Below are 26,021 nucleotides of genomic sequence, written 5' to 3'. Positions count from 1 at the left end.
TCAGATCCAGGAATGCCTGGCCGGCACGCTGCCATTGAGGCGATAGGCGCCGATGGCGTGGTACTTCCAGCGCACCGGGTCGTGCAGGGTGTGCACCCGGGCGTTGCGCCAGTGGCGGTCGAGGTTGAATTCGGCGAGGGTGGCGCGGCTGCCCGACAGCTCGAAGAGCTTTTCACTGGCCAGTAGCGCCAGTTCGGTGGTCAGCACCTTGGCTTCGGCCACCGCGATGGACGCGCGGGCGGCCGACGCGACGGTTACCGGCGCCGCGTTGACTTCGTCTAGCACCTGGCCGGCCTTGCGCAGCAGCACCTCGGCGGCGTGCAGTTCGATTTTCAGTTTGCCGATGTCGGCAATCACGTAGAGGTCGTCGCTGGCGCGCTCGACGTTGGCGTCGATCCATGGCCGCGCCTTTTCCCGCACGAAGCGGATGCTGTCGTCGATGGCTTCGCGGGCGATGCCCAGGTCGATGGCGGCTTGGATCAATTGCGAGACCGCGCCCTGGGTCGTGGGGGTTTCGCTCAGGCGCCAGTTATCGATGACCAACTCGGCATCCACCGGCACGTTGTTGAGCAGCACAGTGCCGCTGGCGGTGGTGCGCTGGCCAAAGCCTGACCAGTCATCGACGATGCGCAGCCCCGGCGTACCCCGGCGTACGAACGCCATGACCTGCTTGCCGTCATCGTTGAGCGCCTTGACCGCCACCCAATGGGCGAAGAGGGCGCCGGTGGAGTAGAACTTCTGGCCGTTGAGCAGCAGGCTATCGCCCTGGGCGGTGAGGCGGGCCTTGAGGGTCAGGGTGTTTTGGGTGCCGCGTTCGGGGCCCGCGTTGCCGATGCGCCAGCCGTCGAGGATGCTTTTGAACAGCTGTTTTTTCTGCGCCTCGGTGGCGCTGTCGATCAGCACGTGGAGGATGCCGAAGTGGTTCTGCGGGATCTGCCCCAGCGCCGGGTCGGCCGCCGAGATAATCGCGAACACCTCGGCCACGGTCGCGAACGACACCTGCGGGCCGCCGTACTGGCGCGGCACCGAGATGCTGCCCAGGCCGCTGCGGGTGAACTGTTCGATTTCCGACCACGGCAAGCGCCGCTGCTGGTCGCGCCGGGCAGCGTGTTGGCGTGCGGTTTGCGCCAGCTCGCGGGCCGCCAGCAGGGCTTGGGCGTCGTTGCGCAGCACTTGGGCGGGCAGCAGCAGCGGGGCGATGTCCAGGTCGCTGGACAGGGGTGCATCGGCCAGTGTGGACATCAGCGCCGCTCCTTGGCTGCACGCAATGCCCTGGCGTTATGCACTGGGGAAATTGTGTTCCGGACCATACCTACCTCACATCTCATGGAACGCCGCCGATGGGCGGCGAAAACGAAAACAAGAATGTCCGGTGGTCCGGTGCATATACCCTAATCGCGTATAAATAATTAATAAACTAACTTTTAGGAATATGCATAGAAGGTCAGAACGAGGCTTCGGGGCAAGGCAGGCCCGCCCCTGTAGCCATTGGCGGCTACAGGGGCGAGGGTCAGCCGCGCCGGGTTTCGGCGGCTTGCAGCGCGGGCCTGGCGGGGATCTGGTAGGGGGTGGCACAGCCGATGCGCAGCTTGCGCGGCGGCGCCCAGCGTGAGTTGTTGCCGGCGCGGTCGAGGATGCAATAGGTGATTTCCAACTGGTTGTCTTCGCCGGCCTCCAGGATCACGGCCGGCGGCACCCAGATGTTGATCGGCTTGCCCACCTCGTCGGCGCGCACCTTGGGCAGGTCCAGGCGCACGTCGCCCCAGCGCAGGGTGATTTCATCCTCGGCGGCCATGTTCAGGTACGGCGCGATGGTCAGTGGCACGCCGCGTTTGACCTGGTTGGCGTTCACCCCCTGGCGGCGAATGGCGCCAGGGATGGCCAAGGGTTCCAGGCTCTGATTCTCGTCGCCGCACAGGGGCGATGGCTGGCCCCCGGGGCAGTCGAGCTTGACCTGCACCCGCCGCGCCGCCGAGAGCAGCGGGCCGTGGCCCACGTGCATGAGGCGGTAGTGGACGCACGATGTGCCGTTGCGGATAAAGCTTTCGGGGACCCGCAGGCTGATGGTTTGGCCGATGTCGGCGGCTGCCAGCACGGTGGAGGTGACATAGCAGTCGTCCCAGAACAGCTCGATCAGGTCACCCTCATCCATGCCAGGGTAGGGCGCGATATCGATGAGCAGGTGGGCGGCGTTGGTCGCATTGACGTTGTGCTTGTGGGAACAGGACAGGCTGGGAGCAGCCAGCTCGGGTTGGGGGGCGGTACGGGTCATGGTGTTCTCCTTGAAACAGTGCAGCGAAGTCCGTTTCTGAACGGCCCTGGATGTTGAAAAGGAACATCCGTGGGGCGTCATAAGTTGCGCGTTCAATATGGGTGCGGTTGGAGTTTAAGTTGTTGTGGGGTGATCGGTATTAAACAGATAAGTGCTTGCTTGTTACAGTGTCAAGGGTGCGCGGGAGTGAACTTGTAAATAGAGATTTGTTCAGAAAACTCCTACTTGGAATTGGCATTAAGCGCTGGCCCTTGGCGAACTTTATGCCGATATAGCCGCGTTGAAATGGAGGTTGTAAGCGCTGCTGTAGACGGGGATAAGGGCGTGTTGTTACAAGCGCTGGGTGAATTTAATGTTGCTCGATATAGATATGTAGTGCCTGCGAAGTTCTAGAGTGTGAACTTCGATAAGTTATACCGATTTAATAAGGGGGCGAGCGCCGATGAGTGGAGTATGCCGGTAAGGAAGAGAAATAAAAATTCATTGAGTTGAAATGAAACTTTAGGGTGCGGCAGAGTTCGGTAACTTGCTCGAAAACTCTCGGGTGCGCCCATGTTGGGGGCGGCAAACAATGCCTTGTTCAGCACTCACGCCTTTATCGAAAAACCCTGGCAGGGGCTGTGGCTACCTCACCTGGCTTGTTGTTGAGCGCCGGCCAGCACCACGGCGGCGGAGTTCAGGCCGCCGCTGCCAGGAGCGACTGCCAACGGCTTATGCCCGAATGTGCTGGACACCATACAAACGGTTCTTAAACGGCGCTGGGCGGCGTGCCGTAAAGTGGAGGCCATTTTTGCCGCCGTCAGTGTGAGGAGTTCTACCGTGAGTGCGCGATCCAGCCATTGGCAATTGCAGACCATCGTCGGCCAACTGCGGGCCGCCCGCGATCAGTGGCGTTCGCAAAATGGCCGCATCAGCGGCGAGCAGGGCGGGCGGGAATTACCGTCCCGGGCGGCGATGGCCGAGATCCTCGAAGCCTTGTGCGGAGCGTTGTTCCCCATGCGCCTGGGGCCGGTTGACCTGCGTGAAGAGAGCGAGGACTTTTACGTCGGCCACACCCTGGACGTGGCGCTGAACGCGTTGCTCTGCCAGGCGCGTCTGGAGTTGCGCTACGTGGCGCGCCAGAGCGCCCGGGTCGATGAAGAGGTGGAGGCCCGCGCCATCGCGTTGATCCAGGACTTCGCCCTGGCCCTGCCGGGCCTGCGCAGCCTGCTGGATACCGACGTGCTGGCCGCCTACCATGGCGACCCGGCCGCCCGCAGCGTGGATGAAGTGCTGCTGTGCTACCCCGGCATTCTGGCGGTGATCCACCATCGCCTGGCCCACCACCTGTACCGCGCCGGGTTGCCGTTACTGGCGCGCATCAGTTCGGAAATAGCCCACTCGGCCACCGGCATCGACATCCACCCCGGCGCGCAGATCGGCCCTAGCTTCTTTATCGACCACGGTACGGGCGTAGTGATTGGCGAAACGGCGATCATCGGCGAGCGGGTGCGCATCTATCAGGCTGTGACCCTGGGCGCCAAGCGCTTCCCGGCGGACGAGGACGGCCAACTGCAAAAAGGCCACCCGCGCCACCCGATTGTCGAGGACGACGTGGTGATCTACGCCGGCGCCACCATCCTGGGGCGTATCACCATCGGCCAGGGCTCGACCATCGGCGGCAATGTCTGGCTGACCCGCAGCGTTCCGCCCGGCTGCAACCTTACCCAGGCCAACCTGCAACATGATGATGGGACGCAGAAGTAGGGGCTGGGCAATAGAGATCGCCGGTGGGAGCAACTGTCTTACCCCTGCCATTCGTCACTGCCACTTAGGCTGCCATCGCGAGCAGGCTCGCTCCCACAGAGGAAAAATGAAAATCCCACCCACACCACAGTAGGGCTGTGGTGTCGGTTGGTTTTCGGTTCAGGCAACGTGCTCTGTGGGAGCGGGCCCAGCCCGCGATGGTGTTTGGCTAGCCATCGCCTCGCTGCCGACGGTTTTAACGCTGAACGAAACTGTTTACCCCACGTCATACCCTTCCTTGAGCTAGCGTACGAAAGTACTGGCGAGCCTTACGATTAGTCCTCGAACCCTATCCATGTTTAACTTGAACGCTCGTTCAAGTTAAACCGGTGGTTCGCTGCCCGTACACAACAGGAGGCTTGCCTTTGCTGAGTCCGTTTTTTTCGGCCCCCTTTTCCATCCCTGAGGTGCATCGTCCATGAGTGCATCGTCTACTCCTACCTCCGGCCAGATGCGCATGAATGCGCCGGTGTTCTATTTCGCAGCCAGTTTCATCCTGGTGTTCGGCCTGGTGGTGATCGCATTCCCGCAGCAGGCCGGCGCCTGGTTGCTGGCGGCGCAGGACTGGGCGGCCAATACGGTCGGCTGGTATTACATGCTGGCGATGACCCTGTATCTGGTCTTCGTGGTGGTCACCGCGCTGTCTGGCTACGGCAAGATCAAGCTCGGTGCCGACCACGACGAGCCCGAGTTCAGTTACCTGTCATGGGCCGGGATGTTGTTCGCGGCGGGGATCAGCATCACGCTGTTTTTCTTCTGCGTTTCCGAACCCCTGACGCACCTGCTGCAACCGCCCCAGGGCGAGGCTGGCACCGCCGATGCGGCGCGCCAGGCCATGCAGGTGCTGTTTTTGCACTGGGGCCTGCACGGCTGGGGTGTGTTTGCCTTTGTCGGCATGGCCCTGGCGTACTTCGCCTACCGGCATAACCTGCCGCTGGCCCTGCGTTCGGCCCTGTACCCGTTGATCGGCAAGCGCATCAACGGCCCCATCGGCTATGCGGTGGATGGCTTCGGCATCATCGCCACGGTGTTTGGCCTGGGCGCGGACATGGGGTTTGGCGTGCTGCACCTCAATTCCGGCCTGGACTACTTGTTCGGCATCGCCCACACCCAATGGATTCAGGTCGGCCTGATAACCCTGATGATGGGCGCGGCGATCATCGTCGCCGTCGCTGGCGTCGATAAAGGCGTGCGGGTGATGTCCGACATCAACATGCTGCTGGCCTGCGCGTTGCTGTTGTTCGTGCTGTTCGCCGGGCCCACCCAGCACCTGCTCAACACCCTGATCCAGAACCTGGGCGACTACCTCGGCGCCTTACCGGCCAAGAGTTTCGACGTGTACGCCTACGACAAGCCCAGCGACTGGCTGGGCGGTTGGACGGTGTTCTATTGGGCCTGGTGGATCGCTTGGTCGCCCTTTGTCGGGCTGTTTATCGCGCGTATCTCCCGGGGCCGCACGATCCGCGAGTTCGTCTTCGGCGTGCTGCTGATCCCTCTGGGGTTCACCCTGGCCTGGATGTCGATTTTCGGCAACAGCGCCATCGATCTGGTGCTCAACCACGGCATGAGTGCCTTGGGCATGTCGGCCCTGGAAAACCCGTCGATGACCCTGTACCTACTGCTGGAAACCTACCCCTGGGGCAAAACCGTGATCGCGGTCACGGTGTTCATCAGCTTCGTATTCTTCGTCACCTCGGCGGATTCCGGCACCGTGGTGCTGTCCACGCTCTCGGCCCGGGGCGGCAACGCCGATGAAGACGGGCCCAAGTGGCTGCGGGTGTTCTGGGGCGCGATGACGGCCCTGGTGACCAGCGCGCTGCTGTTCGCCGGCAGTATCGATTCGCTGAAGTCGGCGGTGGTGCTGACCTCGTTGCCGTTCTCGATGATCTTGCTGCTGATGATGTGGGGCTTGCACAAGGCGTTTTACCTCGAATCCCAGAAGCAGATCGCCCAATTGCACTCCCTGGCACCGGTTTCGGCCTCGCGCCGGGGCAAGGGTGGTTGGCGCCAGCGCCTGAGCCAGGCGGTGCATTTCCCTTCGCGCGATGAGGTTTACCGCTTCCTCGACACCACGGTGCGCCCGGCCATCGAGGAAGTGACGGCGGTGTTCGTCGAGAAAGGCCTGAACGTCGTCGCCCAGCCCGACCCGGCCAACGACAGCGTCAGCCTGGAGATCGGCCATGGTGACGAGCACCCGTTCGTGTACCAGGTGCAGATGCGCGGTTACTTCACGCCGTCCTTCGCCCGCGGCGGCATGGGCCCCAAGGAACTGCGTAACCGCCGCTACTACCGGGCCGAAGTGCACCTGGCCGAAGGCAGCCAGGACTACGACCTGATGGGCTACACCAAAGAGCAGATCATCAACGACATCCTCGACCAGTACGAACGGCACATGCAGTTTTTGCATTTGGTCAGGTGAGGTTGGGGAGGCTCATCATGAGCGGGCCTATGCCCACAGGGCATTACGTAACCCCTGTGTGGTGATGGCGGTCTAAAGGCTTGCCAGCAGGCTGCTGCGGCGTTTGCCGGGCGGCAGACGCTCGATGCCGTGGAGAATCTGCGCCATGGTGATGGCGCTGATGTACAGATCACTGGCTACTTGCTGCTCTACCCAAAGCGAAACGACGAGCGCGGGTGGTGGCCGCATCAGCTCGGAAAGTAGGTTGGTGTCGAGCACAATCATTGTCCCAGGTCCACCACGCGGGGCGCGTCGCTGCGCTCGGGCAGATCAAGTTCCACGCTACCCACCTCGGCAAACCGCGCGCGAATGCGGCTGCCCCAGCCATCGCCGCTGGCCGCCTTGTTCAGTGCCTTGTGCAAAACCAAGCGGGCCTCTTCTTCCATGGAATGACCGCTGTGCGCTGCCTCGACCCGCAGTTGCTCTTTCACGCGGTCGTCTAGGTTGCGAATAGTCAGACTCGCCATGGTGCCTCCCGCTGCAATCAATGAAGTCATTGCGCTGTCAGCGGGCCGGCGGCTTGCCGTTGGTCATTTGCCGGCTAAAACGGCACATCCCCCAAAATCGTTGCCCGCTGCATCACCCGACGCTGCGGGCGGTAGTCGTCCACGGCGTAGTGCTGGGTGACGCGGTTGTCCCAAAAGGCGATGTCGTTGGCCTGCCAGCGCCAGCGCACGATGAATTCGGGGCGGGTGGCGTGGGCGAAAAGGAATTTGAGGAGGGTTTCGCTTTCGCTGCCGCTCAGTTCGTTGATGCGGCTGGTGAAGCCCTCGCTGACGAACAGGGACTTGCGCCCGCTGACCGGGTGGGTGCGTACCACGGGGTGGGACACGGGCGGGTTTTTCTGGCGTGCTTCTTCCCAACGCGCCAGGTCGGCGGGGGTGGTGCCGTAGCGCTCCACCGGGAAGGAGCGGGTGAAATCATGGGTTGCCGTCAGCCCGGTGAGCAGGTTTTGCAAGGGTTTGGACAGTGCCTCGAATGCCGCGATGCCGCTGGCCCACAAGGTATCGCCGCCCACGGCGGGCAGCAGTTTGGCGCTGAGCACCGCGCCCATGGCCGGGTTGGGCAGGAAGGTCACGTCGGTGTGCCAGATGGCGTTGTCGCCCACGTCGGTGACGGCGGTGTCGAGGATCAGCACTTCGGGCTGTTCCGGCACGTTGGGGTAGATCGGGTGAATGTGCAGATCGCCGAAGTTCGCCGCAAATCGCGCTTGCTGCTGAGGTGTGATCGGCTGATCGCGGAAAAACAACACCTGGTGCTTGAGCAGCGCCTGCTCAATGGCGTCCCGTTGTTCCAGGTTCAGCGGTGCGCTGACGTCGACGCCGCTGATCTGCGCGCCGAGGGCCAGGCTTATAGGGGTGATGGTCAGGCTGCTCATGGGGTTCCCTTTGAGTGTGTGGCGCCGAGCGCTCGGCGGTGATTAATGGGCCTGGCCGTGCCACGGCACCAGTTTGCGTTGCAGGGCGCGCAGGCCCATTTCCATGGCGAAGGCAATCAGGGCGATGACCAGAATCCCCAGCACCACCACATCGGTGACCAGAAATTGCGCCGCCGACTGCACCATGAAACCCAGGCCACTGGTGGCGGCGATGAGTTCGGCGGCCACCAGGGTGGACCAGCCCACACCCAGGCCGATGCGCACCCCGGTGAGAATGTCGGGCAGGGCGCTGGGCAGGATCACATGGCGAATCAGTTGTGCGCGGGTGGCACCCAGCGATTGCGCGGCGCGCAGTTTCGCCGGGTCCACGGTGCGCACGCCGGTGGCGGTGGCGATGGCGATCGGGGCGAAGATCGCCAGGTAAATCAGCAGCACCTTGGACAACTCGCCAATGCCGCACCAGATGACGATCAACGGCAGGTAGGCCAGGGGCGGGATCGGCCGGTAGAACTCGATCAGCGGGTCGAGGATGCCGCGAGCGATACGGTTGTGGCCGATGGCGATGCCCACCGGCACGGCGGTGAGCACGGCAAAGCCCAGGCCCAGGCCGATGCGCCCCAGGCTCGCGGCCAGGTGCTGCCACAGGGTGGAATCCATGTAGCCGCTGGTGGCCAGCAACCAGCCTTTTTGCAGCACGGCCGAGGGCGGCGGCAAAAACAAAGGCTCGATCAGGCCGCTGGCGGTCACCGCCCACCACAGGGCGAGCAGCGCCAACAGCGTCAGCACGCTGATGGTGCGGGTGCCGAGGCTGCGGCGCGGGGCGCCGGTGGGTGCCGCGTGGCCGGCAGGTTTGGCGACGGTGGCGGGGAGTTCGTAGCTGCTCATGCGCGCTCCTGGCGTTGGGAGAACACGCGGCTTAGCACATGCTCACGGGTTTCGATAAAGCGCGGGTCGGACTTGATCGCCCGCGCCGATTCGCCAGCGGCGTAGCGCTGGCCGAAATCCAGGCTCAGGCGCTCGACAATTTGCCCGGGGTTGGGCGCCAGCAAAATCAGGTCGGTGGCCAGGAACACCGCTTCTTCGATGTCGTGGGTAATCAGGAACACCGGTTTGGCGGTGCGCCGCCAGACTTGCAGGAGCAACTCCTGCATCTGTTCGCGGGTGAAGGCATCGAGGGCACCGAACGGCTCATCCATCAGCAGCACACGCGGGTCGGCGGCCAGGGCGCGAGCTAGGCCGACGCGCTGTTTCTGCCCGCCGGAGAGCTGCCAGATACGCCGTTGGTCGAACCCGGCCAGGTCCACCAGGGCCAGCATCTCGCGGGCGCGGCTGTCCCGTTGTACGCGGGGCACGCCGGCCAGTTCCAGGCCGAAACCGACGTTGGCAAGCACGTCCTGCCAGGGCAGCAGAGCATCGTCCTGGAACACCACGCCGCGCTCGGCACTGGGGCCTTGCACGGGCACGCCGTCGAGGGTGATGCGCCCGGCGCTGGGGGTGACGAAACCGGCAATCAGGTTTAACAGCGAGGTTTTGCCACTGCCGGATGGGCCCAGGGCCACCAGCAGTTGCCGGGGCCCCAGGTTGAGGGTGATGTCGGCCAGCACCGGCTCGGGGCTGCCCGGGTACTGTGCGCTGATGCGCTCCAGTTCTAACAAGGCCATCGCGGCGTACTCCGGGTCAGTTGGGGATGAACAGGGCGCTGACGTAGGGCGCGTAGTCCGGCAGCACGGCTTGCACCTTGCCCTGCGCCTTGAGGGGCGCGTGGGTGGCTTTTGCATAGCTGCCGTCGGCCCGGGCGACTGTGGCTGGGGCCACGGTGGTGTGGTACGCGACGGTGAGGTCCGCCGCGTGGGCGAACAGGCTGGCCGCCGCCAGGGTTAGGGCCGCCAGGAGGCGAAGGGGGGCGTGCAGTTTCATCGTGAAGCTCCTCATCGGGCGGCCGAGGTTTCGGCTGATGAGGAGACTAAATGATCTAAGAATTCAAAAATAAATAACTTTTTAGAATTAGCTTATGAGCAAGGCGCACGGCGGTGGGGGTTTTGTGCCAGCGCTTAACCTGTGGGAGCGAGCCTGCTCGCGATAAGGCTGGGGCAGGCGCTGCATATGTACTGGCAAGGAGGCCGCTAGCGCGAGCGGAGCGCCGCCCGGCCAGCTCCCACCGTCAGTTACTGATGGCCAGAATGCTCGCCTGGTAGGAACCGACAAATACGTCGAAATCGCCCACCTCGGTTTGCTCCAGTTCGGTTTGCTGGGCCAGGGAGCTGCGGGCCAGTTCTTCAAAGCGGGCCTGGTCCTCGGTGCTCAACGGCTCGCGGCGGAAGAATTCGGCGTGGGCCTGGCTCTGGCGCATGGAGAACTGGGTGAAGCTTTCCTGGTGCTCGGCCATGGCGGCCAGGACCTGGGCCGAGGGGGTCAGCGACGGGTCGCGGACCTTCGCCATTTGCGCATCCAGGGCCTTACTGTGGGCGTTGCCGCCGTGGCTCTGGTCGAGCAGGGCGGCCAGCGGGGCGATGTTCTCCAGCAACTCGGCGGCCCATTCCTTGAGGTCCACGGCCTGGCCATTGCGCTGCAATTGCAGGCCCGGGCGGCGGCCTTCCTTGACCACGCTGAGGAAGTTGGAGGTGCAGTTGCCGCATTCGTTGTTCTGGAACAGCGGGCTCTCGTTCAGGGCGCAATACAGCAAAAACGCATCGAGGAAGCGCGACTGCGGCAGGTCGATGCCCATCGGCAGGAACGGGTTGATGTCCAGGCAACGCACTTCGACGTACTGGATGCCGCGCGCCATGAGGGCCTGGATCGGCCGCTCGCCGGTGTAGGTGACGCGCTTGGGGCGGATGTTGGAGTAGTACTCGTTTTCGATCTGCAGGATGTTGGTGTTGAGCTGCACCCACTCACCGTCCTGATGGGTGCCGATTTCGACGTAGGGCGCGTAGGGCGTGGCCACGGCCTTGCGTAGGCTGTCGGTGTAGCTTTCCAGGTCGTTGTAGCAGGGCGTGAGGCCAGCCTGGGCGTTGCTCTGGTAACCCAGGTCGCTCATGCGCAGGCTGGTGGCATGGGGCAGGTAGAGGGTGTCGGCGTCCCACTGTTCGAGCTGGTGGGCGCGGCCCCGCAGGAAACCGGCGTCCAGCGCCGGCGAGGCACCGAACAGGTACATCAGCAGCCAGCTATAACGGCGGAAATTGCGGATCACGGCGATATAGGCGGCCGACTGATAGTCGCGGTCGGTGCCGACAAAACCTTCGGCCTGCTTGAGCAGCGGCCAGATTTTTTCCGCCAGGGAAAAGTTGTAGTGGATCCCGGCGATGCACTGCATGGTCTTGCCGTAGCGCAGCGCCAGGCCCTTGCGGTAGACGTACTTGAGCTGGCCGATGTTGGAGGTGCCGTAATAGGCGATCGGGATATCTTCCTCGGCCGGCAACGGGCACGGCATCGATGGACTCCACAGGTACTCGTCGCCGAGCTTGCTGTAGGCGAAACGGTGGATCTTGTCGAGGCTGGCCAGGGTGTCTGCCGGGTCGGGCAGGGCCGGGGTGATGAATTCCAGCAGCGACTCGGAATAGTCGGTGGTAATCAGTTCGTTGGTCAGCGCGGCGCCCAGGGCTTCGGGGTGCGGCGTCTGGGCCAGGCGGCCGGCCTCGGTGACGCGCAGGCATTCGCGTTCGATACCGTGCAGGCACTGTTGGAGCACCGAAAGGTTGGCGTGCTCGCTGAGCAGGGCCAGGCGGCGGTTGAGAAGTTCGCTCAAGTTGGATTCCTTCACGCGTCAGTCGCCCCAATATGGGGGTGGGCAGGACGGTCTACAAGGGTGAAGTAGAAACTGGCGTTTTCGCCTGGTTTTAGAGCCGGATCGGCCCGCATTGAAAATGCCGACTTCCATTCGTGAAATTGGCTACCGCGGATGAAGAAAATTCCGACGCCGCGTTTGCAGCGCCGAAATTAACCCAAATCCATGACCGGCAGCTATAGCGTTGCGAAGGTGCCTTGCGCCTTAGCGACCAGTTTGTCGCCCTGCATCACCTCGGCTTCGACCACCAGCGTGCGCCGGCCCGGGTGGATGACCCGCGCGATGCACTGCACCTCGCCGCTGTCCACGGCGCGGATGTAGTTGATCTTGCACTCGATAGTGGCGCTCTGCTGGTCAAAGCCGTGGCTGCTGGAACACGCCAGGCCCATGGCGATATCCACCAGGCTGAACAGCGCCCCGCCATGCAACTTGCCACCGCGGTTGCGCAGTTCTGGCGCCAGCGCCAGGGCGACTTCGGCCACACCGCCCTCCAGGCGCAGCAAGCGGCAGCCCAGCAGTTGGCTGAATGCGCTTTGCACCACCTCGGCGGGGGCGGCCATCAGCGCTTCTTCAACTGCTTGGCGTTGGCGAACAGCGATGCCATGGCGTTGTTGCTCGCCGCCGGCGCTGGTGCTTCCTTGCGTGGCGCGCTGCCTTGGGACTGGCGCGGTGCAGAGCCTGGGCGCGAGCCACGGGCGCCGTCGATTTTCTCGCCCGGAGTGTCGCCCATGCGCATCGACAGGCCCACGCGTTTGCGCGGGATATCGACCTCCATGACCTTGACCTTGACCACGTCGCCAGCCTTTACCGCTTCGCGCGGATCTTTGATGAACTTCTCCGATAATGCAGAGATATGCACCAGACCGTCCTGATGAACGCCGATATCCACGAACGCACCGAAGTTGGTGACGTTAGTGACGACGCCTTCGAGGATCATGCCCAGTTGCAGGTCCTTGAGGTCCTCGACGCCGTCCTGGAATTCGGCGGTCTTGAACTCGGGCCGGGGGTCGCGCCCTGGTTTTTCAAGCTCTTGCAGGATGTCGGTGATGGTCGGCACGCCGAAGGTTTCGTCGGTGTACTTTTTTGGGTCCAAGCGCTTGAGGAACGCGGCATCGCCGATCAGCGAGCGGATATCGCGCTCGGTTTCGGCGGCGATGCGCTGTACCAGCGGATAAGCCTCGGGGTGGACCGCCGAGGCGTCTAGCGGGTTGTCACCATTCATCACGCGCAGGAAGCCTGCCGCTTGCTCGAAGGTTTTTTCCCCAAGGCGCGAGACTTTTTTCAGTGCGGCGCGGGTCTTGAAGGCGCCGTTCTCATCGCGGTGGGTGACGATGTTCTGCGCCAGGGTGGCGTTGAGGCCGGAGATGCGCGCCAGCAGCGCCACGGAGGCGGTATTGACGTCCACGCCCACGGCGTTCACGCAGTCTTCGACCACGGCATCCAGGCCGCGGGCCAGTTTCAACTGCGACACGTCGTGCTGGTACTGGCCGACACCGATGGATTTCGGGTCGATTTTCACCAATTCCGCCAACGGGTCTTGTAGGCGCCGGGCAATGGACACCGCGCCGCGGATCGACACGTCGAGATCCGGGAACTCCTTGGAGGCCAGCTCCGAGGCCGAGTACACCGAAGCGCCCGCCTCGGACACCATGACCTTGGTCATTTTCATCGCCGGGTACTTCTTGATGAGCTCGGCGGCCAACTTGTCGGTTTCGCGGCTGGCGGTGCCGTTGCCGATGGCGATCAGGTCCACCGCGTGCTTGGCGCACAGAGCGGCGAGGATGGCCAGGGTCTGGTCCCATTTGTTGTGCGGCACGTGGGGGTAGACGGTGGCGTGGTCCAGCAGTTTGCCGGTGGCATCGACCACCGCCACCTTGCAGCCGGTGCGCAGGCCCGGGTCCAGGCCCAGGGTGGCGCGCGGCCCGGCGGGGGCGGCCAGCAGCAGGTCGTGCAGGTTGTGGGCGAAGACGTTGATCGCTTCGGTTTCGGCGCCGTCGCGCAACTCGCCCAGCAGGTCGGTTTCCAGGTGGGTGTAGAGCTTGACCTTCCAGGTCCAGCGCACCACTTCACCCAACCATTTGTCGGCAGGACGGTTCTGGTTCTGGATGCCGAACTGCTGGCCGATCATGCCTTCGCACGGGTGCATGGTGCCCGGCAATTCGTCGCCGACCTTGAGCGCGGAGCTGAGGATGCCCTCGTTGCGGCCCCGGAAAATCGCCAGGGCGCGGTGCGATGGCATGCTCTTGAGCGGTTCGTCGTGCTCGAAATAGTCGCGGAACTTGGCGCCTTCCTCTTCCTTGCCAACGATCACGCGGGCACTGAGGGTGGCTTCCTGCTTGAGGTAGTTGCGCAGTTTTTCCAGGAGGTTGGCGTTTTCGGCGAAGCGCTCCATGAGGATGTACTTGGCGCCTTCGAGGGCGGCCTTGACATCGGCTACACCTTTTTCCGCGTTGACGAAGCGTGCGGCCTCGGTTTCCGGGGTTTGCGTCGGGTCGTTGAACAGGCCGTCGGCCAAATCGCCCAGGCCCGCTTCCAGGGCGATCTGGCCCTTGGTGCGGCGCTTTTGCTTGAACGGCAGGTAAAGGTCTTCGAGGCGGGTCTTGGTGTCGGCGAGTTTGATATCGCGGGCCAGTTCCGGGGTCAGCTTGCCCTGCTCCTCGATGCTGGCGAGGATACTGACGCGCCGTTCGTCGAGTTCTCGCAGGTAACGCAGGCGCTCTTCCAGGTGCCGCAATTGGATGTCATCGAGGCTGCCGGTCACTTCTTTACGGTAACGGGCGATAAAGGGCACCGTGGAGCCCTCATCCAGTAGGGCGACGGCCGCTTCGACCTGTTGCGGGCGGACACCGAGTTCCTCGGCGATGCGGCTGTTGATGCTGTCCATAAAACCACCTGAAAAATTGTGAAAGCAGGCCCGCACCACCGGCTTAAGGGGGGCGCGCGCCTGGTTGAGCGGCCTGGCCGGCACCGCTGCCTGGATCGACAGGCAGCCTGTGGACCCGTGAAATCGAACGTTTACTGCGCGACCCGTGAAAATGGATAACGGCCACCGACAGTAACGATCAGACATTGCCCTACACAAAAGGCGGCGCATTATAACCAGCGATCTGTGCTTCGGGGGCATTGCACCGCGTAGGCACAATGGCTGGATTGCTGGCGCCAGAGGAAAAATCTGCTAACAATGCACACGGTGCGTATAACGGCAGCTACGCCATAATGCGCGCCGAGATCACAGGAGCATCCAATGAGCAGCACTGCACACACTGCTGAAGGCGAAAAAATTCTCATCGTTGACGACGATCCGGGGCTGAGCAGCCTGCTGGAGCGTTTTTTCGTCAGCAAGGGCTATCGCGCACGCGCGGTGCCGAACACCGAGCAAATGGATCGTCTGCTGGCCCGCGAGGTGTTCAACCTGGTGGTACTCGACTTGATGATGCCCGGCGAAGATGGCCTCAGCGCCCTCAAACGCATGCGCAGCCTCAAAAACCAAATTCCGATCATCATGCTGACCGCCAAGGGCGATGAGCTGAGCCGGATCAATGGCCTTGAAAAAGGCGCTGACGATTACCTGGCCAAGCCGTTCAACCCGGATGAGTTGATGGCTCGCGTCAAAGCGGTGTTGCGCCGTCAGTCGGCACCGGTACCTGGCGCGCCGGGTAGCGAAGACGAGAGTGTGACCTTCGGCGATTACGAACTCTCCCTGGCAACCCGCGAACTCAAGCGTGGCGACGAAGTACATATGCTCACCACGGGTGAGTTCGCCGTGCTCAAGGCTCTGGTGATGAACGCCCGCCAGCCGCTGACCCGCGACAAACTGATGAACCTGGCCCGCGGTCGCGAATGGGATGCCTTGGAGCGTTCTATCGATGTACAGATTTCCCGTCTGCGCCGGATGATCGAGCCTGACCCGTCCAAGCCACGCTACATCCAGACTGTCTGGGGTGTCGGCTACGTGTTTGTCCCGGATGGCACTGCGACCAAGTGACCGGTGATTTGTAGGAGTGAGCTTTTCGGGCCCTGTCGGATACCGGTAGCCCCGCAGGTCGCCCTCCGCAATTTTGCGAGCGCTGCTCGCTCCTGCAAAGTGTGTAGCTGTCGTCTATGAAGACCCCACTGTGGTTCCCCCAAAGTTTTTTCTCGCGCACCCTTTGGCTGGTGCTCATTGTCGTCCTGTTCTCCAAGGCACTCACCTTGGTTTATCTGTTGATGAACGAGGACGTGCTGGTAGACCGACAGTACAGCCACGGGGTTGCCTTGACCTTGCGTGCTTACTGGGCTGCTGACGAAGCCAACCGCGAAAAAATCGCCGATGTCGCTGGGCTGATCCGCGTGGTGGGCGCCGGTGTGCCGGAAGGCGAGCAGCATTGGCCCTACAGCGAGGCCTATCAGCGCCAAATGCAGTCTGAGCTGGGCGCTGACACCGAGGTGCGCTTGCGCATGCAGGCACCCCCAGCGCTGTGGGTACGGGCGCCGAGCCTGGGGGATGGCTGGCTGAAGGTGCCGCTTTATCCGCACCCATTGCGTGGTCAGAAAATCTGGAACGTCTTGGGCTGGTTCCTGGCCATCGGCCTGTTGTCCACTGCGTCTGCCTGGATCTTCGTCAGCCAACTCAACCAACCCCTCAGGAGGCTGGTGTATGCCGCCCGCCAACTCGGCCAGGGCCGCAGCGTGCGCTTGCCCATCAGCGACACCCCGAGCGAAATGGCCGAGGTGTACCGTGCGTTCAATCAGATGGCCGAGGATGTCGAACAGGCTGGGCGTGAGCGTGAGCTGATGCTCGCTGGCGTGTCTCACGACCTGCGCACGCCCTTGACGCGCCTGCGTTTGTCCCTGGAACTGATGGGCGACCACAGCGACTTGAGCGACGAAATGGTGCGCGATATCGAGGACATGGACGCAATTCTTGACCAGTTTCTGGCATTTATTCGCGACGGTCGTGACGAGTCGGTAGAGGAAGTCGACCTCAGTGATCTGGTGCGCGAGGTTGCGGCCCCCTACAACCAGAATGAAGAGCGCGTACGTCTGTGCCTGGAGCCGATCCAGCCGTTTCCGCTGCGCCGTGTGTCCATGAAGCGGCTATTGAACAATCTGATCGGCAATGCCTTGCACCACGCCGGTACGGGAGTTGAAGTCGCGGCTTATGTTTCGGGCGACACCAATGCACCGTATGTGGTGCTCAGTGTCATGGACCGCGGTGCGGGTATCGATCAGTCGGAGTTGGAAGCCATCTTCAATCCCTTCACCCGTGGCGACCGCGCCCGGGGCGGTAAAGGCACAGGTTTGGGGCTGGCCATCGTCAAGCGCATCGCGTCGATGCACGGCGGTAATGTCGAACTGCGCAACCGCACCGGTGGTGGCCTGGAAGCACGGGTGCGCTTGCCGTTGGGGCTCATGCTGCCGCGAGATGCAGTTTGACGGCAGCTGCAAGCGGCGAGCGATGAGCTGCAAGAGAGGTGCCATGCCTTGCTTTCCTCTTGCAGCTTGCAGCTAAAACCTTGCCGTTATCCTTTTCCTTTGGTTCGGGTCATGTTCGGCCCGCCATTCTTTTCCAAGTGCTGAATGATGATTCCCGCCACGTCCTTGTTGGTGGTGGTCTCGATGCCTTCCAGGCCGGGTGAGGAGTTCACCTCCATCACCAGGGGCCCGTGGTTGGAGCGCAGGATATCGACGCCTGCCACGCTCAAGCCCATGACCTTGGCTGCCCGCAGGGCGGTCATGCGTTCTTCCGGAGTGATTTTGATAAGGCTGGCGCTGCCGCCACGGTGCAGGTTGGAACGGAACTCGCCGGGCTTGGCCTGACGCTTCATTGCTGCGATCACCTTGTCGCCCACCACGAAGCAGCGGATGTCCGCGCCGCCCGCTTCCTTGATGTATTCCTGCACCATGATGTTCTGCTTGAGGCCCATGAACGCCTCAATCACCGACTCCGCCGCCGTCGCCGTTTCGCACATCACCACGCCGATACCCTGGGTGCCTTCGAGCACCTTGATGACCAGCGGCGCGCCGTTGACCATTTCGATCAGGTCGGGAATGTCGTCTGGCGAGTGGGCAAACCCGGTCACCGGCAGGCCAATGCCACGCCGCGACAGCAGTTGCAGCGAGCGCAGTTTGTCCCGCGAGCGGGCGATGGCCACGGACTCATTGAGGGGGAATACGCCCATCATTTCAAACTGACGCAACACCGCGCAGCCGTAGAACGTCACCGAGGCGCCGATCCGTGGGATCACCGCGTCGAAGCCTTCCAGCGGTTTGCCACGGTAATGGATCTGTGGCTTGTGGCTGGCGATGTTCATATAAGCACGCAGGGTATCGATCACCACCATCTCATGGCCGCGCTCGGTCCCCGCTTCAACCAAGCGACGGGTGGAATACAGACGCGGGTTACGCGACAGCACAGCGATCTTCATGCAACACCTGTGGCAGAGGTAGTGGAGGCCGGAAATACCGGTTTGTCTTGAACGTACTTGAGGCCCGGATTAACCACCAATTGGCCGGCGATCAGGGCTTTGGAACCGAGTAGTAAGCGGTAGCGCATGGACTTGCGGCAGGCGAGGGTGAATTCCACCTGCCAGACGCGATCGCCCAGGGCCAGGGGGGTGCGGATGACATACCGCACTTGCGCATGGCCGTTGGAGCTTTTTATCGTCTTGATCGCCACCAGCGGCGCTTCACAGTGGCGATGGCGCAGCTGCACCACGGTGCCCAAGTGGGCGTTGAAGCGCACCCATTTTTCGCCGCCGCGCTCGAAGGGTTCGATTTCGGTGGCGTGTAGGCTGGAAGTGCTGGCGCCGGTGTCGATCTTCGCCCGCAGGCCTGCCACTCCCAGGTCGGGTAGGGCGACCCACTCGCGTAGGCCGACAACGGTCAAATGGTCAAAAGTCTTCAAATAGGCTCAACCCGTAAAAAACCGTTCGCGCCGCAAGCGGCCGAATTTGCGGTATTCACGCAGAATAATGGGTAAAAGGCGACAGATATCTACGGCCCGCAGTGCCCGCCCTCAAGCGTCGGGCTGGGGCGCGGCATTCTAAACCGAGCGGGTGTCAGTCATGGCACAACAGAAACGGTAGTACAGTTCGGAAATATTTCAGAATGAGGAATTCCGATGGCACAAAAAAGCGAAGAGGATGACAAGGTTCGTCTGGATAAGTGGTTGTGGGCGGCGCGTTTTTTCAAAACCCGCGCCCTGGCCAAGGCGGCCATCGAGAGCGGCAAAGTGCATTGGCGCGGCGAGCGCTGCAAGCCCGGCAAAGAGCCTCGGGTGGGCGATGAGTTCCAGATCCGCGCCGGGCTCGATGAGCGCACGGTGGTGGTTTTGGCGTTGTCGATCGTGCGCCGAGGCGCGCCCGAGGCCCAGGCGCTATACGCCGAGACCGAGGCGAGCATCGCCAAGCGCGAAGCTGCCGCGGCCATGCGCAAGGCCGGTGCCCTGGGGGTGAGCACCGATGGCAAGCCGAGCAAGAAGCAGCGCCGCGACCTGTTCAAGTTCCGTGGCGCCAGTCACGCCGATTGACCGGCCAGCCACAGGGGGCCTAACTCACGCGGTGCGTACCACACTCAGGCGCGAGACCATGGGGATATGCCCCAGCAGCCGGAACAGCGGCTCGCTGACCCGCAACAGCGCCCCCGAGACCTTGGCCGCGAAGGGCGTGTAGTAACCCCAGCCGAGGGCCAGCACCGCCAGCAGGACACCGCCTATATAGTCGTCCTGGCCCCAATGGGCGCCAGCTACCAGGCGCGGCAGCATGAACAGGATCGCCAGGCCCCAGACCACCAGGCGTTGCCCCAGCGTGCGGCTGAACAGGCCCATGAACAGCGCCCAGATAATCAGCACTGAGGCGTGGTCACCGGGGAAGCTCTGGCTGGAACGGTCCTTGAGCTCCCAGGTTTTTTCCAGGCCCGGGAAATAGTCGCTCATGCGCACCGCGCCTTCGATCACCATGGACGGGCTGTGGTGCTGCCAGCCCATCTGGGCGGCTAGTTTGGAAAACAGCATGCGCACAAACAGCAACAGCAGCAGGATGGCGAGGAAGCCAAAGAACGCCTGGCGCACATGGATGGCCTTGAACACCCAGTCACCGCGAATCAGCAGCGCCAGTAGGATCACCCCCACTACCGCGTCGAACGGGCGCAGGCTGGCGACGGCCCAGGTGTGCAACCAGGCCGGATGGGTCGCCAATGGCGCATTGAGCAGGCCGAACAGCCACTCGTCGAAAATGACACAGAGCATCTGGCCCGTAGGCCACAACCAAAAACACAGCAGTGCAAGAGGTAGTAAGTTACACAACGCCAAGCGACCGAGGTTCCACCTTGCTTGGAACAAACCCGGATTGTTCATAAAATGCCTCCCGTGGCCGAACATTAATGCACCAAAATGGTGCTAGTCCGTGATTTTCGCCTCTCGTACACATTTTGTCATTACTTCAGATACCCAAACCTATGACCGATCTACCAGATACCGACTTCACCCAACGCTTCATCTTTGATGACAGCGACACTCGCGGCGAGCTGGTTGCGTTGGAACGTAGCTATGCCGAAGTTCTCGCCAAACACCCTTACCCGGAGCCTGTCGCGCAACTGCTCGGTGAGTTGATGGCGGCGGCGTCGCTGCTGGTTGGCACCTTGAAGTTCGACGGTTTGCTGATCCTCCAGGCCCGCTCCGAAGGGCCGGTGCCGATGCTGATGATCGAGTGCTCCAGCGAGCGCGAAATCCGTGGCCTGGCCCGTTACGAAGCGGACCGCATCGCTCCGGACGCGACCCTGGCCGACCTGATGCCCGGCGGCGTCCTTGCGCTGACGGTCGACCCGACCCAGGGCCAGCGCTACCAGGGCATCGTCGACCTCGATGGCGCGACCCTGTCCGAGTGCTTCACCAATTACTTCGTCATGTCCCAGCAGGTGGGCACGCGTTTCTGGCTGTATGCCGACGGGCGCCGCGCGCGCGGCCTGCTGTTGCAGCAACTGCCGGCCGACCGGATCAAGGACGAAGACGACCGCGCCGCCAGTTGGCAACACATCACCACCCTGGGCGGCACCCTGACCGCCGACGAGTTGCTGGGTCTGGACAACGAAACCGTGCTGCACCGCCTCTACCACGAAGAGCAGGTGCGCTTGTTCGATCCACAGCACCTGCACTTTCATTGCAGTTGCTCGCGGGACCGTTCCGGCACTGCGCTGGTTAGCCTGGGCCTGGAAGATGCACAGCAATTGGTGGTCGAACACGGCGGCCACATCGAGATCGACTGTCAGTTCTGCAACGAGCGCTACCTGTTCGATGCCGCCGATGTCGCTCAATTATTCGCTGGAGCAGGCGTAGACACACCCTCGGATACTCGCCACTAAAACGTTTCAGCGCAGGTGATTTACCTGACATTTGTTCAAATGAGGCCGTACTGACGGGAGGACCCTACTTTTTTTGGGTGTTTCTGGCATAATCCGGCCCACTTTTTTCGCGGTAGTAGTGCACAACTTTCTACTACAAAACGTTTGGAGCACTCGGCCACTGGCCGACGGGGAACCTCATGACGCAAGCCAACAACGCCGTGTACACCGATCTGAGTGTCGACGATCTGGTTAAAGAAGCCTTGAACCGCGGTGAAGGCGAGCTGTCCGACACCGGCGCCCTGGTTGTCCGCACCGGCCACCGCACTGGCCGCTCGCCAGTCGACCGTTTCATCGTTGAAGAACCTTCCACCCAGGACGCCATCGCCTGGGGCCCGATCAACCGCAAGTTCCCGGCTGACAAGTTCGATGCCCTGTGGGACCGCGTTGAAGCCTTCATCGGCGAACGCGAGCGCTTTGTTTCCCACGTCCATGTAGGTTCCGATCCTGCGCACTACCTGCCGGTCAAGATGACCACCGGTACTGCCTGGCACAACCTTTTCGGCCGCTGCCTGTTCATCAACCCCGAAGCCGGCCAGTACAACGCCGGTGGCAAGGCTGAGTGGCAGATCCTCAACGTGCCCGAGTTCGAATGCGTTCCGGAACGTGACGGCACCAATTCCGACGGCACCGTGATTCTCAACTTCGCCGCTCGCAAAGTGCTTATCGCTGGTATGCGTTACGCCGGCGAAATGAAAAAAGCCCTGTTCTCGGTACAGAACTTCCTGCTGCCAGCGGTCGACGTGCTGCCGATGCACTGCGCCGCCAACATGGGCGAGGCGGGCGACGTGACCCTGTTCTTCGGCCTGTCTGGCACCGGCAAAACCACCCTGTCGGCCGACGAAAGCCGTTACCTGATCGGTGACGACGAACACGGCTGGGGCGTTGGCGTGGTGTTCAACATCGAAGGCGGTTGCTATGCCAAGTGCATCGACTTGTCCGAGAAGAACGAGCCGGTCATCTGGAAAGCCATCCAGCACGGCGCCGTGCTCGAAAACGTCGTACTCGATGCGAACAAGAAGGCCGACTACGCCGACGACAGCCTGACCCAGAACAGCCGTGCGGCCTACCCACGTGAACTGATCGAAAAACGCGCCCCGCTGAACCTGGGCGGCGAGCCCAACGCGGTGATCTTCCTGACCTGCGACCTGACTGGCGTACTGCCGCCAGTGTCGATCCTCAGCGAAGAACAGGCGGCCTACCACTTCCTGTCCGGCTACACCGCCTTGGTGGGTTCGACTGAAATGGGTTCGGGCAGTGGCATCAAGTCCACCTTCTCCACCTGCTTCGGCGCGCCGTTCTTCCCGCGTCCGGCCGGCGAATACGCTGAGCTGCTGATTAAGCGCATCCGTGGCTTCGGCTCCAAGGTGTACCTGGTCAACACCGGTTGGACCGGCGGTGGCTACGGTGTGGGCAAGCGTTTCAACATCCCGACCACCCGTGGTGTTATCGCCGCCATCCAGAGCGGTGCTCTGGTGGGTGCCGAGACTGAGCACCTGGACACCATCAACCTCGACGTGCCGCTGGCCGTACCGGGCGTTGAAACTGGCCTGTTGAACCCACGCAACACCTGGGCCGACAAGGCTGCCTACGACGAAGCCGCCAAGGCATTGGCCGCCCTGTTCGTCGAGAACTTCAAGAAGTTCGACGTCAGCGACGCCATCAAGGCCGCCGGCCCGAAGTTGTAATGACTTCGCGCTAGCGCAACGAAAAAACCGCCCTTCGGGGCGGTTTTTTTCGGTCATTGAAAACTACGGCAGTTCGCCGCGCGAGGCCGCTTCCAGGTCCATTAAGCCCCGGCCATAGGCCTCGCTGTTGGCGTAGATGCCGGTGCGATTGGCGGTGCTGAGCAGCCGATCGCGGATCTGCTGCGGGCTGAGGTGCGGGTAGCGGCTTTGCAGCGCGGCCAGTGCGCCACTAACGATGGCCGTGGCCGGAGAGGTGCCGGCGGTCTGGGTATAGCCACCGTCCTTGGCGGTGGTGGTCAGGCCCATGTCATTGCCGGAATCGCCACCGGGGACGGCGATGCACCAGGCCGCGGCCACGCCGCAGTAGTTGGATTTGGCATTGACCACGGTGCCGTCGCGTTTGAGGGCGATGACCGCTATCCAGCCTTTTTCCAGCTCCGGGATGGCCAGCGGCAAGCCGGGTTCGGCCAGGGGTTCGCGTTTGAGTTCATTGCCGGTGGGGAAGACAAACACCGCGCCCTCGGCCACCAGTTTGCGCGCCATCTCCAGGGATTGCGGCATCACCTGCTTGTAGCGGGCTTCGGTGATTTCCGTGGCCGGGATCGCATTGGCCCAGGCGTTGCTGAAGATCCGCGCGCCTTGGTCGAAGCCGAACTGCCAGGATTGAGCGATCTCGCTGTCGAAGAAAAACGGCTCGTTGTCGTCACCGAAGCGCAGCGGGATCAGTTGCGCGTTGAACGCTACGCCGTGCATGCCGGCACCGTCCTTGTTGGCCGCCAGGATGCCGGCCATCTGCGTGCCGTGGCCCAGCCTGTCGATGGTGCCGGGGCGGTCTTCGACATAGTCGTAGCCCGGGTGGCCGATGCGGCCCTTGAATTCCGGCAGGTCGGCATTGAGGCCCGAATCGACAAGGGCCACCTTCACGCCCTGGCCGGTGCCGCCGCGGGCGTACAAGGCGGAGGCCTTGATGACGGTCAGGGCTTTTTGCTCGATGTATTCAGGGGTTTCGAAGTTGGGAGCCTCAGGCTCGATGACAGGTTGTTGGGGCACGGTCAGGCATCCGGTCAGGGTCAGCGACAAGCCCGCCAGGCTTATCCATGGTAAAAAGCCGGGCTTGTACGGTCGGGCACTCAAGAGGGGGGTGTGCATGGTTCATTCCTTTAGGTTGATGTGCTTCGGGCTTCCAGCCGCGATGTGGGCGAATCTTAGCCCCGGTTGCCAGGGGTGGTGCAGTGGTTATGTCGTTGGTTTTGTTTCAGCGTGTGGAGCCGTATTCCGCCCTTTTTTCGACTTTTTGGAGCCGCGACCTTATGTACAGCACCCTCGAGCGGGTTTTCGGTTATCCACAGTTTCGCCCTGGCCAGGAGGCGGCGGTCAGTGCGGTATTGGCCGGGCGTTCGGTGGCGGCGATATTTCCTACGGGCTCCGGTAAATCTCTGTGCTACCAGTTACCGGCGTTGCTGCTGCCGCATCTGACACTGGTGGTGTCGCCGCTCTTGGCATTGATGCAGGACCAGTTGGCGTTCTTGCAACGCCACGGCATTGCGGCGGCGAGTATCGATTCGGTGCAGAGCCGTGAAGACGCCAGTGCGGTGATGGCGCGGGCGCGGTCCGGTGAGTTAAAGATCCTGATGATCTCCGTGGAGCGCCTGAAGAACGAACGCTTTCGTAACTTCCTACAACAGGTGCAGATTTCTCTGTTGGTGATCGATGAGGCGCACTGTATTTCGGAGTGGGGCCACAACTTCCGCCCGGATTACCTGAAGCTGCCGGACTACCAACGCCAGTTCGCTATCCCCCAGGCCTTGCTGCTCACCGCCACCGCGACGCCGCAGGTAATTGCCGACATGCAGGCCAAGTTCGCTATCGCCCCCGCCGACGTGGTGACCACCGGTTTCTACCGGCCCAACCTCAACCTGCTGGTGGAGCCGGTAAGCGGCCAGGACAAGCGTCGGCGGCTGGTGCAGTGGATGAGCGCGCGAGCAGGGCAGGCGAGCATCGTCTACGTCACGCTGCAAAAAACCGCCGAGCAGATTGCCGAACACCTGAGCCAGCACGGTATCGCCGCCCAGGCTTATCACGCCGGGTTGCCCCATGAGCGGCGCGAGGCCATCCAGCGCCAGTTCATGGCGGGCCAGGCCGGTTGCATCGTCGCCACCATCGCGTTCGGCATGGGCATCGACAAAAGCGATATCCGCAACGTGGTGCATTTTGACCTGCCCAAATCCATCGAGAACTACAGCCAGGAAATCGGCCGCGCCGGCCGCGATGGCCAGCCCTGCGATTGCCTGGTGCTGGCCAACCGCGACAGCCTCAATGTGCTGGAAAACTTCGTCTACGGCGACACTCCGGAGTTGAGCGGCATCCGCTGTGTGCTGGAAGAACTGCAAGGCGCCGCACCGGACGGCCAGTGGGAATTTTTGCTGGGGCCGCTGGCAGACCAGAGCAACATCCGCCAACTGCCCCTCAAGACCTTGCTGGTGCAGTTGGAATTACGGGGGTTGATCGCCCCGCGTTACGCCTATTTCGCCGAATATCGCTTCAAATTACTCCTTGAACCAGAGGCATTGCTGACGCGTTTCGAGGGCGAGCGACGCGACTTCGTGGCGGCGATCATCCACACCTCTAGCCGCGCCCGGACCTGGGCCACGGTGAATTTCGACGCGCTCTACGAGCAGTACGGCGCCGAGCGCAACCGGGTGGTCAAGGCGCTGGATTACTTCCAGGAAAAGGGCTGGGTGGAGCTGGAAAGCAAGCAGATGACCGAGGTTTACAGCGTGCTGGCGGATTTCGATGCGCCAGCCCTGAGCGCCGAACTGCACGCCTACTTTACCCGCCACGAACGCGGGGAAATTGCACGCATCCACGCCATGCTCGACCTGTTCGCCACTGAGCAGTGCCTGGGCCATCGCCTGGCCCGCTACTTTGGCGACGAGCAGGCGCCGCAACGCTGCGGCCACTGCTCGGTGTGCCATGGCCAGGTCGCGCATTTGCCGGCGCCGCCCGAGTTGCCCGCGCTTGTGGATAAAAACTTCGCGGTGCTGTGCGGCACATTTATCCACAGGCACCAGCAGCACACGGGGCTTGAGCCCAGCAGCGAATTGCTGACGCGCTTCCTGGGCGGCATCAGCGCGCCGCTGTTCACCAAGCTCAAGGCCCGCGCGATCCCCGGGTTCGCGGCGCTGGAGGATTACCCTTACGCGCAGGTGCGTGCGTGGGTCGAAGGCCAGTTGCCGGGCTGAGGCCTGTCACCCGCCGCCGCTGTTGTCGTAGCCAGC

At 62.6% G+C, this 26,021-nt stretch carries 21 protein-coding genes and 2 pseudogenes; 8 read left to right on the top strand and 15 right to left on the bottom strand.

The window, feature by feature from the left end; all coding sequences use genetic code 11:
* Together AC19YR_RS05150 and AC19YR_RS05145 are read right to left on the bottom strand one after the other, a co-directional pair.
* On the bottom strand, positions 1–1,242 hold the full coding sequence (locus AC19YR_RS05150) for an SfnB family sulfur acquisition oxidoreductase (protein ID WP_500597419.1): 1,242 nt from the start codon (positions 1,240–1,242) through the stop codon (positions 1–3).
* 268 nt (positions 1,243–1,510) lie between these two features.
* Positions 1,511–2,272: a hypothetical protein gene (locus AC19YR_RS05145; RefSeq protein ID WP_095109185.1), complete on the bottom strand. Its 762-nt coding sequence runs from the start codon at positions 2,270–2,272 to the stop codon at positions 1,511–1,513.
* A gap of 819 nt (positions 2,273–3,091) precedes the next feature.
* Here AC19YR_RS05145 and epsC point away from each other — a divergent pair.
* Together epsC and betT are read left to right on the top strand one after the other, a co-directional pair.
* Positions 3,092–4,018, top strand: coding sequence for a serine O-acetyltransferase EpsC (gene epsC / locus AC19YR_RS05140; protein ID WP_095109184.1), 927 nt, complete (start codon positions 3,092–3,094; stop codon positions 4,016–4,018).
* A gap of 496 nt (positions 4,019–4,514) precedes the next feature.
* Positions 4,515–6,476, top strand: coding sequence for a choline transporter BetT (gene betT, locus AC19YR_RS05135; protein WP_500597433.1), 1,962 nt, complete (start codon positions 4,515–4,517; stop codon positions 6,474–6,476).
* A gap of 78 nt (positions 6,477–6,554) precedes the next feature.
* Here betT and AC19YR_RS05130 read toward each other — a convergent pair.
* From AC19YR_RS05130 to AC19YR_RS05090, 9 genes and pseudogenes are all read right to left on the bottom strand, one after another.
* Positions 6,555–6,740: pseudogene (locus tag AC19YR_RS05130) on the bottom strand (PIN domain-containing protein); the annotation flags it as partial.
* Positions 6,737–6,982, bottom strand: coding sequence for a FitA-like ribbon-helix-helix domain-containing protein (locus AC19YR_RS05125; protein WP_500597418.1), 246 nt, complete (start codon positions 6,980–6,982; stop codon positions 6,737–6,739). The gene AC19YR_RS05125 and the pseudogene AC19YR_RS05130, both read right to left, overlap by 4 nt.
* Before the next feature lie 74 nt (positions 6,983–7,056).
* Entirely contained in the window at positions 7,057–7,893 is an 837-nt protein-coding gene (tauD, locus tag AC19YR_RS05120) for a taurine dioxygenase (protein WP_095109180.1), read from the bottom strand.
* Positions 7,894–7,935: 42 nt separating this feature from the next.
* Complete coding sequence (tauC, locus tag AC19YR_RS05115) at positions 7,936–8,778, bottom strand: taurine ABC transporter permease TauC (protein WP_500597416.1); 843 nt, start codon at positions 8,776–8,778, stop codon at positions 7,936–7,938.
* Positions 8,775–9,554, bottom strand: coding sequence for a taurine ABC transporter ATP-binding subunit (gene tauB, locus AC19YR_RS05110; protein ID WP_095109178.1), 780 nt, complete (start codon positions 9,552–9,554; stop codon positions 8,775–8,777). The genes tauC and tauB overlap by 4 nt, the downstream gene beginning before the upstream one ends.
* 91 nt (positions 9,555–9,645) lie before the next feature.
* A pseudogene (tauA, locus tag AC19YR_RS05105) lies at positions 9,646–9,810 on the bottom strand (taurine ABC transporter substrate-binding protein); the annotation flags it as partial.
* A 244-nt stretch (positions 9,811–10,054) separates the two neighbouring features.
* The gene (gene gshA / locus AC19YR_RS05100) at positions 10,055–11,638 is read right to left on the bottom strand and encodes a glutamate--cysteine ligase (protein ID WP_095109177.1); all 1,584 of its coding nucleotides are present in this window, start codon (positions 11,636–11,638) and stop codon (positions 10,055–10,057) included.
* A gap of 215 nt (positions 11,639–11,853) precedes the next feature.
* Complete coding sequence (locus AC19YR_RS05095; protein WP_095109176.1) at positions 11,854–12,237, bottom strand: PaaI family thioesterase; 384 nt, start codon at positions 12,235–12,237, stop codon at positions 11,854–11,856.
* Complete coding sequence (locus tag AC19YR_RS05090; RefSeq protein WP_095109175.1) at positions 12,237–14,561, bottom strand: Tex family protein; 2,325 nt, start codon at positions 14,559–14,561, stop codon at positions 12,237–12,239. Before AC19YR_RS05090 ends, AC19YR_RS05095 begins: the two co-directional genes overlap by 1 nt.
* A 360-nt stretch (positions 14,562–14,921) precedes the next feature.
* Between AC19YR_RS05090 and ompR the strand changes: the two genes are divergently transcribed.
* A complete protein-coding gene (gene ompR / locus AC19YR_RS05085) occupies positions 14,922–15,662 on the top strand; it encodes an osmolarity response regulator transcription factor OmpR (protein WP_095109174.1) in 741 nt (246 codons plus the stop codon).
* Between the two features lie 116 nt (positions 15,663–15,778).
* On the top strand, positions 15,779–17,092 hold the full coding sequence (locus AC19YR_RS05080) for an ATP-binding protein (RefSeq protein WP_095109173.1): 1,314 nt from the start codon (positions 15,779–15,781) through the stop codon (positions 17,090–17,092).
* 86 nt (positions 17,093–17,178) lie between these two features.
* Here the strand turns inward: AC19YR_RS05080 and rimK are convergent, their stop codons facing one another.
* Positions 17,179–18,084 (bottom strand): 30S ribosomal protein S6--L-glutamate ligase, encoded by a 906-nt coding sequence (gene rimK / locus AC19YR_RS05075; RefSeq protein WP_095109172.1) that lies wholly within the window; start codon positions 18,082–18,084, stop codon positions 17,179–17,181.
* Complete coding sequence (rimB, locus tag AC19YR_RS05070; protein ID WP_095109171.1) at positions 18,081–18,563, bottom strand: retropepsin-like aspartic endopeptidase RimB; 483 nt, start codon at positions 18,561–18,563, stop codon at positions 18,081–18,083. The genes rimK and rimB overlap by 4 nt, the downstream gene beginning before the upstream one ends.
* Positions 18,564–18,779: 216 nt before the next feature.
* On the opposite strand from rimB, the gene AC19YR_RS05065 reads away from it, so the two are divergent.
* Positions 18,780–19,187 (top strand): RNA-binding S4 domain-containing protein, encoded by a 408-nt coding sequence (locus AC19YR_RS05065; protein ID WP_095109170.1) that lies wholly within the window; start codon positions 18,780–18,782, stop codon positions 19,185–19,187.
* Positions 19,188–19,211: 24 nt separating this feature from the next.
* Here AC19YR_RS05065 and AC19YR_RS05060 read toward each other — a convergent pair whose 3' ends face one another.
* A complete protein-coding gene (locus tag AC19YR_RS05060) occupies positions 19,212–20,012 on the bottom strand; it encodes a phosphatase PAP2 family protein (RefSeq protein WP_095109169.1) in 801 nt (266 codons plus the stop codon).
* A gap of 101 nt (positions 20,013–20,113) precedes the next feature.
* Between AC19YR_RS05060 and hslO the strand changes: the two genes are divergently transcribed.
* Positions 20,114–21,016, top strand: a complete 903-nt coding sequence (gene hslO / locus AC19YR_RS05055) for an Hsp33 family molecular chaperone HslO (RefSeq protein ID WP_095109168.1) — start codon at positions 20,114–20,116, stop codon at positions 21,014–21,016.
* A gap of 179 nt (positions 21,017–21,195) precedes the next feature.
* Positions 21,196–22,743 (top strand): phosphoenolpyruvate carboxykinase, encoded by a 1,548-nt coding sequence (locus AC19YR_RS05050; protein WP_095109167.1) that lies wholly within the window; start codon positions 21,196–21,198, stop codon positions 22,741–22,743.
* A gap of 63 nt (positions 22,744–22,806) precedes the next feature.
* Here AC19YR_RS05050 and AC19YR_RS05045 read toward each other — a convergent pair whose 3' ends face one another.
* Positions 22,807–23,892 carry a S8 family peptidase gene (locus AC19YR_RS05045; RefSeq protein WP_095109166.1) on the bottom strand — a complete coding sequence of 362 codons (1,086 nt, stop codon included), beginning with the start codon at positions 23,890–23,892 and terminating at the stop codon, positions 22,807–22,809.
* A 161-nt stretch (positions 23,893–24,053) separates the two neighbouring features.
* Between AC19YR_RS05045 and AC19YR_RS05040 the strand changes: the two genes are divergently transcribed.
* Entirely contained in the window at positions 24,054–25,985 is a 1,932-nt protein-coding gene (locus AC19YR_RS05040; protein ID WP_500597415.1) for a RecQ family ATP-dependent DNA helicase, read from the top strand.
* The last annotated feature ends 36 nt before the right edge of the window (positions 25,986–26,021 follow it).

Source organism: Pseudomonas sp. MF08817 (assembly GCF_059862705.1).
Note: the sequence above shows the minus strand (reverse complement) of the source record. Positions and strands in the feature narration are given on the sequence as shown.